At 72.3% G+C, this 15,785-nt stretch carries 13 protein-coding genes; 5 read left to right on the top strand and 8 right to left on the bottom strand.

What is annotated here, in order from left to right; translation table 11 throughout:
* Positions 1 to 358, top strand: a 358-nt coding sequence (locus SOM35_RS17260) for a fatty acid desaturase family protein (protein WP_320516328.1), incomplete at its 5' end; no start/stop codon positions are given.
* A gap of 112 nt (positions 359 to 470) precedes the next feature.
* On the opposite strand, the gene SOM35_RS17255 is transcribed toward SOM35_RS17260, so the two are convergent.
* Positions 471 to 1,106, bottom strand: coding sequence for an MBL fold metallo-hydrolase (locus tag SOM35_RS17255; protein WP_320516327.1), 636 nt, complete (start codon positions 1,104 to 1,106; stop codon positions 471 to 473).
* Positions 1,107 to 1,143: 37 nt separating this feature from the next.
* Here SOM35_RS17255 and SOM35_RS17250 point away from each other — a divergent pair, with 37 nt between their 5' ends.
* A complete protein-coding gene (locus SOM35_RS17250) occupies positions 1,144 to 1,587 on the top strand; it encodes a MarR family winged helix-turn-helix transcriptional regulator (RefSeq protein ID WP_260497375.1) in 444 nt (147 codons plus the stop codon).
* Positions 1,588 to 2,187: 600 nt separating this feature from the next.
* Here SOM35_RS17250 and SOM35_RS17245 read toward each other — a convergent pair.
* Positions 2,188 to 7,578: a DUF6531 domain-containing protein gene (locus SOM35_RS17245; RefSeq protein WP_320516326.1), complete on the bottom strand. Its 5,391-nt coding sequence runs from the start codon at positions 7,576 to 7,578 to the stop codon at positions 2,188 to 2,190.
* A 102-nt stretch (positions 7,579 to 7,680) separates the two neighbouring features.
* On the opposite strand from SOM35_RS17245, the gene SOM35_RS17240 reads away from it, so the two are divergent.
* Positions 7,681 to 8,205, top strand: coding sequence for a hypothetical protein (locus tag SOM35_RS17240; protein ID WP_320516325.1), 525 nt, complete (start codon positions 7,681 to 7,683; stop codon positions 8,203 to 8,205).
* A gap of 31 nt (positions 8,206 to 8,236) precedes the next feature.
* Here SOM35_RS17240 and SOM35_RS17235 read toward each other — a convergent pair whose 3' ends face one another.
* On the bottom strand, positions 8,237 to 8,737 hold the full coding sequence (locus SOM35_RS17235) for a hypothetical protein (RefSeq protein ID WP_320516324.1): 501 nt from the start codon (positions 8,735 to 8,737) through the stop codon (positions 8,237 to 8,239).
* A gap of 321 nt (positions 8,738 to 9,058) precedes the next feature.
* Between SOM35_RS17235 and SOM35_RS17230 the strand changes: the two genes are divergently transcribed.
* On the top strand, positions 9,059 to 9,352 hold the full coding sequence (locus SOM35_RS17230; RefSeq protein ID WP_320516323.1) for a hypothetical protein: 294 nt from the start codon (positions 9,059 to 9,061) through the stop codon (positions 9,350 to 9,352).
* Positions 9,353 to 9,375: 23 nt separating this feature from the next.
* Here SOM35_RS17230 and SOM35_RS17225 read toward each other — a convergent pair whose 3' ends face one another.
* Together SOM35_RS17225 and SOM35_RS17220 are read right to left on the bottom strand one after the other, a co-directional pair.
* The gene (locus SOM35_RS17225) at positions 9,376 to 9,693 is read right to left on the bottom strand and encodes a hypothetical protein (RefSeq protein ID WP_320516322.1); all 318 of its coding nucleotides are present in this window, start codon (positions 9,691 to 9,693) and stop codon (positions 9,376 to 9,378) included.
* Positions 9,690 to 10,202: a DUF427 domain-containing protein gene (locus SOM35_RS17220; RefSeq protein ID WP_111075792.1), complete on the bottom strand. Its 513-nt coding sequence runs from the start codon at positions 10,200 to 10,202 to the stop codon at positions 9,690 to 9,692. The genes SOM35_RS17225 and SOM35_RS17220 overlap by 4 nt, the downstream gene beginning before the upstream one ends.
* A 197-nt stretch (positions 10,203 to 10,399) precedes the next feature.
* Between SOM35_RS17220 and SOM35_RS17215 the strand changes: the two genes are divergently transcribed.
* Positions 10,400 to 11,110 (top strand): TerD family protein, encoded by a 711-nt coding sequence (locus tag SOM35_RS17215; protein WP_320516321.1) that lies wholly within the window; start codon positions 10,400 to 10,402, stop codon positions 11,108 to 11,110.
* A 42-nt stretch (positions 11,111 to 11,152) separates the two neighbouring features.
* Here the strand turns inward: SOM35_RS17215 and SOM35_RS17210 are convergent, their stop codons facing one another.
* The 3 genes from SOM35_RS17210 to SOM35_RS17200 all read right to left on the bottom strand — a co-directional run bounded on the left by SOM35_RS17210 (position 11,153) and on the right by SOM35_RS17200 (position 15,288).
* The gene (locus SOM35_RS17210) at positions 11,153 to 12,160 is read right to left on the bottom strand and encodes a helix-turn-helix transcriptional regulator (RefSeq protein ID WP_320516320.1); all 1,008 of its coding nucleotides are present in this window, start codon (positions 12,158 to 12,160) and stop codon (positions 11,153 to 11,155) included.
* Between the two features lie 192 nt (positions 12,161 to 12,352).
* Complete coding sequence (locus tag SOM35_RS17205; RefSeq protein WP_320516319.1) at positions 12,353 to 13,942, bottom strand: GMC family oxidoreductase; 1,590 nt, start codon at positions 13,940 to 13,942, stop codon at positions 12,353 to 12,355.
* The gene (locus tag SOM35_RS17200) at positions 13,939 to 15,288 is read right to left on the bottom strand and encodes an alpha/beta fold hydrolase (protein ID WP_320516318.1); all 1,350 of its coding nucleotides are present in this window, start codon (positions 15,286 to 15,288) and stop codon (positions 13,939 to 13,941) included. The genes SOM35_RS17205 and SOM35_RS17200 overlap by 4 nt, the downstream gene beginning before the upstream one ends.
* Positions 15,289 to 15,785: the final 497 nt, after the last annotated feature.

Genomic DNA, 15,785 nt, shown 5'->3' with positions numbered 1-15,785 from the left:
CGCCTCGTTCGCCCCGAACCACAAGGGCATGCCGACGATCGCCCACGACGCCAAGGTCGACTTCTTCTCCCGCCAGGTCCGCACCTCGCGCAACATCCGCGGTGGCTGGTGGGTGTCGTTCCTGATGGGTGGCCTGAACTACCAGGTCGAGCACCACCTGTTCCCCTCGATGCCCCGCCCCGCGCTGAAGCAGGCACGCCTGCTGGTCCGCGACCACTGCGACAGCCTCGACGTGCCCTACACCGAGACCACCCTGCTGCGCTCCTACGGCATCGTCGTCCGCTACCTCAACCGCGTCGGACTCGCCGCACGCGACCCGTTCGACTGCCCGATGACCAGCGAGCTCCGCATCAGCTGACGCCAAGGCAGCACAACGGCACAGCGCAACGGCACAGCGCAACGGCACGACAACGGACCGCGGGCCGACTCGATCTCGAGTCGGCCCGCGGTCCGTTCGTCGTCCGAGGTGCTCAGACCGTGATCGTCTCCCCGTCGGCGACCGTCACCAGGTCGATGCCGGTGAGCTGCCCGGCGAACTGCGCGAACGACCCCTTGCCGACCTCGCTGAGCATCAGGTCGTGGATCTGCACCGCCCGCGTCGGCTGCACGGCACGGATGAAGTCGACGAGCTCGCCGAGCTTCGCCCACGGGCCGGAGGTCGGCACGAGCAGCGTCTCCACCGGCACACCCGGCGCCGAGTACGCGTCGCCCGGGTGGAACACGCGGCCGTCCACCAGGAAGCCGACGTTCGTCATCGGCGGCAGGTCGGCGTGGATCACGGCGTGGTCGCCGCCGAACACGCGGACCTCGAACCCGCCCGCGGTGATCGAGTCACCGGGGGAGACGGCGACCACGCGGCCGTCGTGGGCGCCGAGCGCGTCCACGACGGAGGCCGGCGCCCAGACGCGGAGCTCGGGCTGCACGTCGAGGGCTGCGCTGAGGACCTCGGCATCGAAGTGGTCGGGGTGGTCGTGGGTGACGAGCACGGCATCGGCTGCGGCGACGAGGTCCGCGGACGCCGACGTGTAGGCACCCGGGTCGAGCAGGACGCTGCGGTCGCCGTCGCGGAGGACCACGGTGGCGTGGGTGTGCTTGGTGAGTTCCATGACCGGAAGTGTACAGCCGACCTGTACACTTCTGCCCATGGCCCTGCGCGACTTCACGCTCGACGACGCGAACGCGCTGCGCCGCGCGATCGGCGACAGCACCCGTGCCGTCCGCCGCACCGAGACCACACCCGAGGGCCAGGTCGAGACACTCGGCTTCCTGGCCCGTGACGGCGCCCAGAGCATCGCCGCGCTGGCACGACTCCGCCGCGTGCGGCACCAGTCGATGCGGGTGACGGTCACCGACCTCGAGGCGCAGGGGCTCGTCGAGCGGTCACCCGACCCCGCCGACGCCCGCGGGGTGCTCGTCTCGTTGACCGACGCCGGTCGCCAGACTGTCGAGGACCTCCGCCTCCGCCGCTCGGCCCGTGTCCTCGACGCCGCCGAGCGCGCCCTCACACCCGGAGAGCGCTCCACCCTCGCGCACGCGGCGGACGCGCTCGTCAAGCTCACCGCCGCGCTGGAGGCCGACGGCCGCTGACCGCACCGGCGAGCCGACGGCGGACGGGAGGCGCGGGGCGGGCCCGCACCGCGCCTCCCGTCCGCCGCTCACCCATCGGGCGTCCCGGCCCGACCTGTCAGGTCAGGAGGCCGGCTCGAAACCGTAGGCCGAGGGATCCCGACGGATGGCGTGCAGGACACCCCGGATGTTCCACGAAGCAGTACCGACCTCGATCCGGTACTCGCCGGGCGGGGACAGTCGGGCGGCGATCTGCTCGTTGTTGGACCGGGTCACTCCGTCGCGCAGGAGGAGCCGGCCACAGTCCCGGGTGGAGATGACGACCTGTGGGATCGGCCCGCCGATACCTCGAGAGGATGACGACTGCATCTCGCCTTCCGCTGCTGTGACGTCGCAGGTGATCGTCGTCCTGTGTTCAGCGTCGTAGGAACGGACCACGGCGGGGCCGATGAAGACCACTCCGACGATGACGAGGACCGCAGAGACAGCGGCGCCGAAGCGGAACCAGGCGCGACGCTGTCCGGGGTGGACCGACCGGGACGCAGGTCGGTCGTCTGCCGTGCTCGCGCTTCGCCTGCCCACGTCTGCCGTTCCTTCAGTGTCGTTCGTCATCCTGCCCGGTCAGCGAGCACGGCTCCCGACGGGGAGCGGTCCCTCGCCGCCGCCGAGGAAGCCGTTCCAGCCGTCGCGGTTGAGGTCTTCGCCGGTGTCGCCCTGCGGCTTCAGCGTTTCGTTGAGCACGGAGCCTCCAGCGCCGGCCACGCTGTCCGCACCGAGACCGACGGCACCATTGGCGAACGCGAAGCCCCGCGACGAGGCGCCGTGATCGCCGGACAGCGGTGCCGCGTGCCGTCCGGTCCCGGCAGGCATGAGGTCGTTCAGGTCGAGCCCCTTCTGCATCGCCGACGACGCCACGCTGCTACCCGCCCCGCTCACCACACCGGCTCCGGTGGTCTGCAGGAAGTCCGACACGTTGCGCTTGCCTTCGAGCGCCGGGTCCGTCATGTAGTCCACCCCGTTCGACGCGCCACCCTCGACACTCGCCGCGGTCGCAGCCCGTCCGGTCTGGCTCATCACGCCGCGGCCCACGGTCGACATCACGCCGGTGCCCGCGCTGCTCGCCGCGCCCGTGGCACCGGCGGCGGCCTTGAGCCCGGACGCGACACCGCCGCCGAGCAGGCCGGTGCCGAACCCGATGAGCGACTGCCGTCCGACTTCGCCCCAGTTCACGTTGCCGCTGTCCGGCCCCTGTTTCAGGACCGAGAAGCCACCCGCGAGCAGACCACCGGACGTCGCGGCCATCGCCAGGGTGACGAGCGCGCCCCCGGGCACGAACATCAGGGCGACTCCGACTCCGATCGCGGCGTAGGCGGCGATCGCCTCCTTGTGGTCGGCGATCCAGTTCCCCGCCGTGGCGAAGTTGCCGACCCGGGCGTCGTTGTAGGCCTTGAGGTCCTCGTCCGTCGCCGGGCGCAGTCCCAGCGGGTCGATCGCGTGCAGCGGGTCGTTGCCCGCGTACGAGTACGGGTTGCCGGCCCAGCCGGCGCCCACGACGGGCGCGAGCGGGTCGGCCGAGAGGAAGCCCCGCGCGACCGGGTCGTAGACGCGGGCACCGAGCCACTCGAGACCGCCGACGCCGAGGCCGCCGGTGGCGGACAGTGTCACGCCGGTCGGCAGACCCAGTTCGGACTGGAGGTCCGTGGCAGCTGCCAGCACCGCCCACGGGTCCTGCGCATCGGTCGCGCGGGCCCCACGCCAGCCGTTCACGTCGGCGGCGTCCCCCACCAGCGTGACCCCGCCCGGGAGTTCGAGGAGCGAGGTCCCGGCGACGCTGACGAGCGTCGGCACGAGGGCGGCCGTGTCCCACCACGTCTCGGCCCCGCCGGCGTCGGCGAGTTCGCCGAGCACGTCCACCCAGAGGTCGACACGGTCGGTCTCGCGGTACTCGGCGTCGCGCTCGACGACACCGCCCAGGTACCCGAGTGCGGACCAGGTGTACTCCGTGGTCGCACCGTCCGGGGCAGTGCGGCGGACCCGACGTCCGAGGCCGTCCGCGACGTACTCGGTCCGCTCGCCGTCCGTCGTCGACGCCAGGAGGACGCCAGCGGCGTCGTACTCGTGGCGGGTCTCCACCCCGTCGACGGTCTCGGCGACGAGTCGCCCGCCGGCGTCGTACGTCCAGGTGCGCCCACGACCGTCGTCGTCGAGCGCGCCGACCAGCTGACCGGCGGCATCGTGCCGGTAGGTCACGCGTCCGTCGGCACCGGAGATCGCGGAGATGCGGTCGTCGTCGTCGCGCTCCACGGTCGTCTCGGACACGCCGTCGGGTGTCGTGGCGGTGTGGGCGACGAGGGCTCCGGCGCGGTACGTCCAGTGCTGCACGAGGTCGCCCGAACCCGACTCGACCACCCGACCGGCGGCGTCGTACGAGAATGTCCCGGCCGGGCGTCCGTCCCGCTCGACGGCCACGAGTCGGCCGGCGGCGTCGCGGCGCATCTCGCTGCGGGTGCCGTCCGGGTCGGTGCGTGCTGCGCGGAGACCGTCGGCGTCGTACTCCCACGCCACCGCCTGGTCGCCGCGCGCGCGACGGACGAGCAGCCCGCGGCGGTCGTACTGCAGTTCGTGGTCGAGCGTCCGGCCCGGGCCACGGGTGTGGTCGGTGACGATGATCCGGCGACCGACGGGGTCGTGCGAGACCTCACCCTGCAGGGTGCCGTCGACCTCGAGTCGCTGGCGTCGGCCGGCCGCGTCGTACGACCAGACGACGACCCTCCCGTCGCGACCGGTCTGGCGCACCGGACGGCCCGCGGCGTCGTACTCGATCGTCGACGTCCGGCCGAGCGGGTCGGTCTCGGCGACCAGACGGTCCGCGGCGTCGTACGCGCGGCGGGTGATCGCGCCGGTCGGGTCGGTCACCGTGACCACGCGACCACGGGTGTCGTACTCGTAGCGGGTGACGCCACCGAGCCCGTCGACGACCTCGGTGATCTGCCCCGCGGCGTCGTGACGGAACCGACGACGGCCGAAGCGTGCGTCCTGGACGGAGACGAGCCTCCCGGCCGTGTCCCAGCGGTACCGCGTCGTGCCGGAACCGGGCGTCGAACGGGTGACCACTCGTCCGACGGCGTCGTACTCGGTGCGCTCGACCTCGCCCGTGGGGAGGGTCCGCGTGACGACCCGGGACTCGGCGTCGTACGCCAGGGTGGTCCGCGCGCCGAGTGGGTCGACCGCGGCGGCCGGACGGCCACACGCGTCGTACTCGTAGGTGCTGCGGGCGCCGGAGGGCGTCGTCAACGCGACCACCCGACCGGCCAGGTCGCGCTCCAGGCGGGTCAGGCCGCCCTCGCCGTCGACGAGCTCGACCGGGTTGCCCGCGGCGTCGTACGTGACGAGCTCGGCTCCGGTGGCGTCACTGGTCCGCTCGACCGGACGACCGAACTCGTCGAACCGCACGGCCGACGTCGAGAACGCGTCACGGAGGGTCTGGACGCCGGTGCTCGGGTCCGCGCTCGACTCCTGCCGGACGCCGGTCGGGTCGACCGTCGCCGTCAGGGCACCGTCCACCGAGTACTCCCGCAGCCAGCGGGCGCCGGTCGGGTCGGTGACCGCACGCAGGCGCGAGAGGGCGTCGTGTGCGAAGGACCACGAGGCGCCGTCCGGGAGGGTCACCGATGCGGTGTTCCCCTGGTCGTCGTGGGTCTGGCTGGTGACGCGACCGAGCGCATCCGTGACCGCGGCGACCTCGCCGTCGGGACCGTACGCGATGGTCGTCCGGGCGCCGGTTGGGTCGACCTGCGCGGTGACGCGTCCGGCAGGGTCGTACTCGGACCGCCAGACCGCACCGTCCGGGTCCTGCCGGGCGACGACGTTGCCGGCCGCGTCGTACCGGTACTCCGTCCGGGCTCCTGACGGGCTCGCCACGGCGGTGACCTGCCCGAGGACGTCACGCTCGATGCGCGTCGTGTCGCCGGCGGTGTTCGTCACCGACGCCAGCTCGCCGTGGGCGTCGTGTGTGAGGGTGAACGTCACTCCGGTCGGGTCGACCGCGCGGACGAGCAGGCCGTCCTGCCAGGTCAGCTCGGTCCGGCCGCCGAGCGGGTCGGTGATGACCGAGGGGTCACGGTCCTCGCCCTGGTACGCGAACGTCGTGACGGCTCCGGACTCGGCCACCACGGTGGTGACGCGGTCGTGCTCGTCGTAGCCGGTGGTCACGTCGGCACCCGAGGGCGTCACCGTGCGGACGCGGCGCCCGCGTGCGTCGTAGGCGTGCACCGCCACCGAGCCGTCGCGGGCCGTCGACGACACCAGGTTGCCGTGCGGGTCGTACGACATCGACTGGCGCTGGTCGTCCGAGTCGATGACGCCGACCAGTCGGCCCTTCGGGTCCGCGATCCAGGCGTTCGACCGCGACCCGTCGTCGTCGGAGATCGCCGTGACGCGTCCGGGCAGGTAGGCGAAGCGGACACGGCGCCCGTGTGGGCTGCGCTGCTCGACGACCCGTCGGTCCGCGTCGTACGTGTTGTCGGCCTCGACCACGCCCGCCGCGTTCGTCACCGTGACGACGAGGTCGTCCTCGTTCCACCCGTACCGCCGGGTGCCGGTCGCCGCTGTCACCGAGACCAGACGGAGCCGGTCGTCGTAGCCGTACTCGACACGTCGGCCGTCGGAAGCCCGGAGCACGGCGACACGACCGCCGACGTACTCGACGTCCACCGACCGCCCACGCTCGTGGCGCAGGCGCACCGGGAGGTCGTCGGCATCGCGGTCGACGTGGACGGCGGTCCCGGGGCCGGCGCTCTGGCCGACCCAGATACCGGCGGGGGTGAAGTCGATCCGGACGCCGGTGTTGTCGCGGACGACGAGCAGGTCGTCCTCGGCGGCGAGCCACCGGTTCTCGCCGACACCGCGGCCCCAGCCCGCGCCGCTGCGGGGGAAACGGATCTGACGACCGTCGGCCTCGACCAGGGAGGCGCCGTCGTCGTCGAGCAGCAGCCGGGTCTCGAGGATCGACGCCCATCCCGGGCCGAACAGGCCGACCCGCTGGTCGAGCGAGTTGTACATGCGTGTGACCGCGAGACCGGCCGACGCGGGGAGGAACGTCAGGTCCGTCTCCGGCTCGACGAAGTTGCCGGTCGTGGTGTTGACCGGGTCCATCGAGAAACCCGTCGTGGGCTGCGCGCCGTACGCCGTCGGCGGCTCGAACGCGAGCGCAGACCGGGTCGCCGAGACGCCGGCGGCCTGCAGCGCGGCACCCAGCGCGGCATCCGAGACGGTGGACACCGATCCCTCGCCACCCGCGGCGGCGAAGGCGTCCGCGACGGTGTTCGCCCACGTGACGTCCTGGTCGTTGTCGCTGAGCCACTTCTCGAACCCGCTGACGAGTCCGGACGAGCTGATCGTGCCCCAGTGGCACTTCGCGGCGAAGTCCTCGAACTTGCCCCGCAGTGCGCCGGGCTTGCCGGACAGGTCGGCGTTCAGCTGGGACGAACCGGTCGCGAAGGAGCGGAGGTCCTCGGGCTTCGCGGACGAGGTCCCGCCGCCACCCCCGCCGCCGGAACCCGGGTTCGGGGTCTGCCGGCTACCGACCGAGACGGTCGGGTCGCTGAAGGTCGGCTTCGGCTCGGCCTGCTCGGTCGGTGCCTTCTCGCCTCCGAACCAGTCGTCGTGCCAGCGCTCGACCAGGTTCCGGTTCGCCTGCCGCTCGTCGAACTCCCGCGCACGGCGACGACGGTCGTTCTCGCGTTTCGCGGCCGCCTGCATCGTCTGCACCCAGCCCGAGACCGTGCGCATCGTCGACACCAGGTCTCGTGCGCCGATCGCTGCGGTGGTGCCGTTCTGGTCGAACAACTCCGCGAAGTGCCCGCGGAACTCCGCCAGACCCGTGGTCTTGTAGGAGGAACGGGGACCGCTCTGCGACTCGACGCTCGACGCGGTCGTCGACAGTGCACTGATGAGCGCCTCTGCCGTCGCGTCGTCGAACTCGACCGGTTCGTTGCCGTGCGGATCCGTCATGATGTTCCCCCCGAGTCGTCGTCGAGCGCTGCCGATGTCCCCACAGCAGCGCCGAACAACCTGATGATACCGGACCAGCCGACTTCTCGTAGGGTGTCCTGCATGGGGACTCCAGCACCATCCCAGGGCGAGCGCAGTGCGGGCCGTAGTGCAGCCGGCGACGGGCCGCTGTTCCGTGTCCGACGACGTCGCTGGCAGTACATGGTCGCCCGCGTCGTGGCGGTCGCCGGGTTCCTCGTCGCGGCGCTCCTGCTGCTGGCGACGGCCGGGCGTGACGACACCGAGACCGGGTTCCTCATCGCCGTCGTGGTGTTCCTCGTCGTCTGCGCCCTGGTGGTCGTCCTGACGATCGGCCTCGCCCGCTCCGCCGTCGAGGCGTTCCCGGACCACCTCCGCGTCCGGTCCGGCTTCGGCCAGTGGCGGACGGTGTCGGCGTCCGACATCGCCACGATCGAGACCGAGGCCAGCCGCTGGTCGGGCTTCAACGCCCGCGACGCCCGGCGCCGGAAGCTCTTCGCGGTGTTCTCCGTGTACGCGGGGTTCCGTGAGCTCTGCACGTGGCTGGAGCAGCACGCTCCCGGTCCGTGGCGCGCGTACGTCGCCCCCGGGGGACCGACGAAGCGCTGACCAGGACCCGGGCCCCCCGCGCGTCCGACGCTCAGCGGTCCGTCGTCGACGGGCCCGACGTCGACGGGTCCGGCGTCGACGGGTCCGGCGTCGGCCCGTGCCCGTCCGCACTCCCCGCTCGCCGGAGGCGGAACAGGCCGGTGTCCGCGTACTCCCCGGCGAGCCGGATCGTGGCCGTCCAGCCCCACACCCGCGTCGTCTTGCCGACGTAGCTGGGCCCGGTCCACTGCTCCTGCCCGGCGTCGGCGGGTTCCACGGTGTCGACGACCTGCAACCCGCCCTCCGTGAAGACCTCGATGCGGGTCAACGCCCGCTCGATCGGCGGGAGCCCCCGGATCGCGTCGGCCGTCGGTGGGCTGTCGCCCTGCCACGGCAGGAGCGCGACGATGAACGACGTCCGCTTCCGGGGCATCAGCTCGACGACCTGGAGGCACGCCCACCGCGCGGTGGTCCCCTGGACCCCGATGAGGTCCCCGATCCGCAGCGCCGTGGCGCTCCGCGGTGCGCAGGGGAGCACCCTGGCCGTCACCATGACACCACCCGGTCCCCGGACATCCGGCCCCCGTTCCTCGGCACGATCGTACCGGGATGCGCGGACGGCGGCGGACGATCGAGCGGCCGGCTGCTGTCCCGTTTCGACGGCCCGGGTGGACGCTGGACGACAGCCATCGTCGAACGGGGACCGCCGGTGTACATTGAGCCACGTACGGACCATCCCGATGCGTGCGTTCCCGACGAGACCGTTGCCCTGACTCGGTTGCGGGTGCCCCGCCTGTCCCTGGGGGTCCACACCTGTGCACACCACCGCCGGCCTCCGCCGTGTACGCATCGAACTGGTCAGAACCGGTTCACCATGAAGTACGTCGTCTACGGACTGACATCCGTCCTCACCAGCAGTGCCGCCGCCTCCGCCGTGATGCGGTACGCGGTCGCCGTCGGCCGAGCCGGCACCAGCGACCTCGTCGCGATCCCGGCCGTCGACATCGCGGGCGTGCCGATCGCCGTCGAGGTCCTCCTCGGCCCGGGCGTCCCTGTCCTCGCCGAGCCCGCCGCGGACGACCTGCTCGAGCCGGAGCACCAGGAGTTCGTCGACGACCTCGCCGAGCGCACCCGGGTCCTGACGGGGCGGCGGTCCGAGCGGGCCTGACCCCGTCCGGCGCCCGGCCGGGGTCAGCTGCTCCGGAGGACCAACGACCCGGCGCCGAACGGCAGCGCCCCGGCGCGGTACTCGAGCACGGCACCGGCAGCGCTCGCAGCGTCGATCCGGACCGAGGCCGCACCGAAACGCCAGCTGCGGTTGATGCAGAACACGGCGAACTCGACGCTGCCCTCATCCGGCAGCACCCACGTGCCGGCGCCCCACTGCGCGGGCTGGCCGACGCCGTCCACGCTGACGGTCGGCCGCGCACCCCAGGCGAACCACGGTTTCTGCAGGCGGAGTCCGACCCGGCGGCGGGTGGTGCCGGACGGCAGCGGAGCCTCCGTCACCACCCGAGCGTCCCGGGCTCGCCCTTGAACGGCCCGACGATGTCCGCGGTGATCCAGCCGCCGTAGAAGTCGCCCTCCTGTGCGCGGACGCGTTCGCCGGCGACCTCGCACGAGTCCATCTGCGACGGGTACACGGCCACCAGGTCGCGCAGTTCGCCGTAGCCCTGCCACGGCGTGCGGTAGGTCCAGGCACCTCGACCGACGACCTGGTCGCCGCCGTGCACGTCGAAGTACGAGGCGCTGCCCTTGAACTCGCACATGCTCGACCCGCTGGTCGGGACGAGGGCGTCGGGCGCGAAGTCCGCGATCGGCAGGTAGTACACCGGCGGGTGGCTCGTCTCCAGCACGCGCACCGCGCCGGTCGTGTCGGCGATCACCTGTCCGCCGAGCCGGACGACGACCCGGGCGGGGGTCCGTTCGACCCGGGGTGGGCGCGGGTAGTCCCACACCGACTCCTGCCCGGGGCCGGGGACGTCGGGGGTGGGGTGGCCGGGGCTGCGTCGGGTCATGACACCAGTTCTACCCGTCGGGACTGACGGACTGGAGGCTCGCCACCAGCTGGTACGTCGACCCACCCTCCACAGGTGGTCGCGTCCGGACGGTTCTGCACAGCCCGTGCCAGATGCTGGCCGCGCGCGCGCATCCGCGGCACGATGGTCAGCGGCGGACGACGCCGACGGCAACCACCACGACGACGGGGGACGACATGTTCGGGATCGGCAAGAAGAACAAGCAGGACGACGCAGCCGGCACGGCGGCACCGGCACCGGCACCGGCACCGGCAGCTGCGCCGGCGGCGGCCGGGCCCGTGACCGACCTGGGCGTCGTGTCGGGACGCATCAGCCTCGAGAAGCGTCAGACGGTCAGCCTGCGCAAGACCCAGAAGACCACGGTGACGATCTCGTGGCCGAACAGCACCGACTACGACGTGTACGCCCTGGTGCGCTACCGCGACGGCCACGTCGAGACCGTGTCCCAGTTCGGGACCAAGACCGACCGTGCGTTCACCCCGCGCACCGCCGACGGCGCCGTGGTGCACATGGGGGACCAGCGGCGCGGTGCTCGGGGCGCGACGACGATGGCGGACGAGGTCGTCGAGATCACCCTGACGCCTGAGATCGACCGCATCGTGCCGGTCGTCTACTCGGCGCAGTCGAACGGCACCGGGTCCTTCCGGCGGTACAGGGTCGGCATGACGATCGACAACGGTGCGGGCGACGTCGTCGAGATCGCGGCGCGTGACGCCGACAGCAACGACAAGGTGTACTCGTGCGTGCCCGGTGTGATCACCAACGGCGAGCAGGTGCACGTCGAGAAGGTCGAGCTGTACTCGGCGCCGAAGTCCGAGCGGCGGCCGGTGGTGAACGCGGACGGCACGGTGACGATGGACGCCGGTCCGGTGAACGCGTACAAGTAGGGGGTCCGGTGGCGGCGCGGACGTGGCCCCGGTGCGTTCGGGTCAGCTCCGGAGCGTCGCCCGCGGGTACTCGCCGAACTCGTTCCGGTAGGCCGCCGAGAACCGGCCGAGGTGGGCGAACCCCCAGCGTCGGGCGATCGTCTGCACCGCGGTGCCGGAGGGGTCCGCCTGCAGGAGGTCCCGACGGACGCGCTCGAGTCGGGTGCGGAGCAGGTAGGTCATCGGGGTCTGGTCCAGGTGTCGCTGGAACGCCTCCTGGGTGGCCCGGACGCTGAGCCCGGCGGCACCGGCGATGTCCGACACGCTCAGCGGCTCGGCGACGTGCTCGTGGATGTACTCGACGGCGGCACGCAACCGGGCCCGGCGGGGCAGCAGCACGGCAGGCGGCAGCGCCGTCACCGTCGGCGGGTACATCCGGAGGAACGCGGCCGCGGTCCCGCGGGTCAGCGTGTGCCAGAGGAGGGTGTCGACCCCACCGGTCCGGAGCTCCCGCGAGAGCAACGACAGGCTGCTCCGCCACTGCGTGATCGCTGCCGGGTCGAGGGTCCGGAGGTGGTCGATGCCGAGGTCCGTGACCTGCCCGGTGTGGAACACCTCGTCCGCGACCTCGTGCACGAGCCGGCGGGACATGTGCACGAGCCGCTGGTCGTAGTCCTCGTACTCGAAGACGAACTCCCGGCACGTCGGGAAGAGCATCGGCACGTCGAGCTGGAGCGGCACCCGGTCCTGTGTGACGTCGGGCACGCCCTCTCCGGACGTGATCCACTGCACGACGTAGTCGGGGGAGCGGGGGATGGCCCCCCGGATGTGGCCGCCGATCTGGGACCGGCGGAGCGTGACGTCGTGGTCACCGACCGCGCTGTAGCGGTAGGAGAACGCGTGGTCGGTGGTGCGGGCCTGCCACTCGCGGCCGTCGTAGAGACGACCGATGTCCGCGACGACCGCTTCGCTCGAGGTCCCGGAGGCCTCGATCCGGACCGGTCCGACCGCATCGGCCGACCTCGTGGTGGTCTGGGCACGTCGGGCGGTGACGTCGAGCGTGCTGGTCATGATCGTCTCCCTGTCGACCGTCGACGCGGCGGTCGGGTCGCAGCTGTCCCTGTCAGCGCTCCTCCGGCGTTCGAGGAACTGCACGCCGAGCGAAGCTCGCTCACTGAGACGGTACGCAGATGTCCGTCAGACGTTCAGGGGTTGACGTTCTCGTCATGGAAGTGTCAAGCGAGTGACCAGACGTTGCTCGGTTCAGGCAGCGGTCACCAGCCCCGCCGCGCGGTCCGCAGCCACGTCGCCGCGGAGCATCCGGTCGGCCGTCCGCAGGGACAGCGCCATGATCGTCAGCGCCGGGTTCGCGATGACGGCACTCGGGAAGACCGAGTTGTCACAGACCCACAGGTTCGGCACGTCCCACGACCGCCCGGCCGCGTCGACGACCGAACTGCCGGCGTCCGCACCCATCCGCGCGGTGCCGATGGTGTGCGCGGTCCGTTCGAGGACCCGGACGTCCTTCCCCCCGGCCGCCTCGATGATCGCGGTCATCGTCCGCACCGCGTGCCGACCGATCGCGTCCTCGTTCTCGCCCGGGGTGAAGGTGATCGTGGCCTTCCGGATGCCGTGCTCGTCGACCTCGTCCCCGAGCACGAGCCGGTTGTCCTCGTACGGCAGGCACTCGGCGTTGATGCCGACCCCGGCCATGTGCGGGTAGTCGCGCATCGCCTTCACGAGGGCGGCACCGCGCAGCCCGCCGCCGCGGACCAGTGAGGTCGCGAAGGTCAGCGGCTGCACGCCGAGGCTCTGGATGAGGTACCCGCCGGCGAAGTCGGCGTCGGACGGGCGAATGAAGTCCTCGGTGATGATCGACGACGGGTACCCGCGGTAGGAGCGCATCGACTCGTCGAACCGCGCCCAGACCTGGGTGGCGCCGTGCGCGGTGAAGTTGCGGCCGACCTGGTCGCTGCTGTTGGCCAGACCGGTGTGCAGGAGCAGACGCGGGGTCTCCACGCCACCGGCGGCGAGCACGAGGGCCCGGGTGCGCTGCCGGTGGTCACGGCCGTCCTGGCGGTAGACGACCGCTTCGACCTCGCCGCTGGCGTCGAGCTCGATGCCGTGCACGAATGCCTCGGGACGGATCTCGGCGCCGAAGGCGACCGCGGCTGGCAGGTACGTGGTGTCCATCGACACCTTCGCGCCGTTCCGGCAGCCCTGGTGGCAGGAGCCGCACGACACACAGGCGTGCCGGAGACCGTGGTGCTCCTGGTGCCGGTCCTCGGTGGTGAGTGCGACCGGGGCGTCGGTGGCGGTGATGCCGACCGCCGCAGCGCCGCGCATCATCATGTCCGACGACGCGTTCCGGCCCGGCGGGCGCATCGAGTACCGGCGGGACGGGTCCCACGGGTAGTGCTCGGGGCCGGCGACCCCCACATCGTGCTCGACCTGCTCGATGTACCGGATGAGCTCGGCGTGGTCGATCGGCCAGTCGTGGCCCTTGCCCGACTCGGTCGCCAGGTGCAGGTCGTGGGCACTCGGACGTGGCGTGAACGCTCCCCAGTGCAGCGTCGAGCCGCCGACTCCGGTGCCGCTGTTGTTCGGACCGAAGGCGGTCGGGGCGCCCCCGCCGCTGATCCGCTCCTCCATCCAGTTGATGTCCGCCGGTGCCTCGACCTCGTCGGGCAGGTGGTCGCCCGGTTCGGTGTTGCGGCCGGCTTCGAGGGCGACGACCCGGAGGCCCGCTCGCGCCAGGCTGGCGAGCAGCGGTGCGCCGCCCGCTCCGGTGCCGACGACGACCGCGTCCACGATCTCGTCCTCGCCGTAGCGACGCTGGTGTTCGAGCCTCATGGTGTTGCTCCGTCCGGTTCCCATGCTTCGCGTTGGTCGGCTCCCAGCAGCTGGAAGCCCTGTTTGCGCACGCCGTCCCCGCCGTTGGCGAAGCCGTCGTAGTCGATCGCGGCCATCGTGGCCGGGTGTGCCAGCCACTGCTTGACGAGGTCGACGCCGGCGTCCTCGAACCAGGCACGCAGCTGCCCGGCGTCGAGGAGACCGGCTGCGGGTTCGTGCGAGCCGTCGTCGACCGCGTCGAGGACGTCGGCCAGGTGCTCGTCGGAGACCGCGGCCTCCGGAGCGAGTGCGTCGAGCGCTGCCCGGTAGGCGTCGGGGTCGGCGGGGAGGCCGTCGACCCGCCAGCCGTCGCCCAGCCCGTCGGCGAGCTGCGCGTCGACACGGAGGGCCAGGTCGATCTGGCGTCCGGCCGGCTGCGGGACGACGACGCGGGCCACGGCCCGGAGCGTGTCGAGCTGCGCGACGGAGAGTGCGCGGGGCTCGGCGGCCGGGTCGTCCGGCAGCGCACGAACGGCCAGGACCCCGCGGTTCTTGGCGCTCACCCGCGGCGAGGCGATGACCCGTGCCGACGCGGTGGGGACGACGGGGCCGTGGTCGACCCGTCGTTCCCAGAAGGAGCGGATGCGGTCGGCGACGGCGTCGGGCTGCTCCCACGGCAGCAGGTGCGCGGCACCGGGGACGACGTCGAACTCGCCCCGCGGCCAGTGCGGCAGGTTCAGTTCGCGTTGCGCGTCCGGGCCCAGGTCGCCGTCTTCGGCACCTGCGAGCACGAGCGCCGGCACGGGGCTCGGGGCGACGGTGTCGGACCAGTCCTCGCGGCTGCCGCGGGTCAACCACGCGGTCCAGGCGCCCGGGTCGGCGCGTTGCACGTCGTGGACCGCCATCGCGTACGGCTCGGGAGCCAGTCGGTCGGCAGTGTTCGCGTCGACGAACTCGGCGGCCTCGTCGGGTCCGATCTCGTGGTCGGCGGCCCACGCGAGCATCGATGCGCGGCGCTCCTCGTCCATCGGTTCGGGGGAGAGCGGTGACGCGGCCAGGAGCACGACGGCACGCAGCCCGAACAGTCCGTTCGCACCGCTCATGGTCCGGCCGGCGACGACGGAGGCGACCTTGCCGCCCATCGAGTGGCCGACGAGGGCCCACTCGGTGGCGCCACTCGTGCCGATGGCCCGCTCGACGAGCACGGCCATCTCCTCGACGGTCGTGCCGGTCACGGCGGAGCTGGAGCCGAAGCCGGGGAGGTCGATGCCGACCAGGTCGAGCGTGCCGCTGAGTCGGGCGCGCAGGGCGGCGAACTCCTCGGAGCTGGACCCGAGGGCGTGGAGGCAGAACGCGGTCGCCGTCATGCCTCGTTCCTACCGGTCGAGCCGTCCGGCCCCTCAGCCCGCTGTACCCCTCGTGCGCGCGAGGGGCGTCTGCGAGGCGTCCCAAACTGGAGGCCCGCCCCACCTCGATCGGCACCGGTACGCCGATCTCGGGGCCAGTCCGGTTCACGCGGTCCGCGCACGACCGGAGCCGCTATCGGCACCGGGAACGGTTCGGGGTACAAGTCCAGCCCCGGAAACGACGCGTTCCTGGAATCCGGCTGGAAGTCGTGACGTCGCCGTGACGAACGTCCTCTCCAGCCCGTCTCATCCGTGAACAGCACCCGCTGGGAACGCCCGGCGGGTCACTCGGAAGGAGACACCATGGCCGACACCACGACCACCCCGAACACCCTCGCCACCAGCGCGACGGCGTCGAAGACCACCGGCACCCACGCCGCCACCGGCAAGACCGTCATCGACGACACCGTCGTCTCGAAGGTCGCCGGCATCGCCGCCCGCGAGGTCAACGGCGTGCA

The organism is Curtobacterium sp. CFBP9011 (assembly GCF_034045095.1).
In the GTDB taxonomy this organism is placed as follows: Bacteria; Actinomycetota; Actinomycetes; order Actinomycetales; family Microbacteriaceae; genus Curtobacterium.
This window is presented reverse-complemented; position numbering and strand designations above follow the sequence as displayed.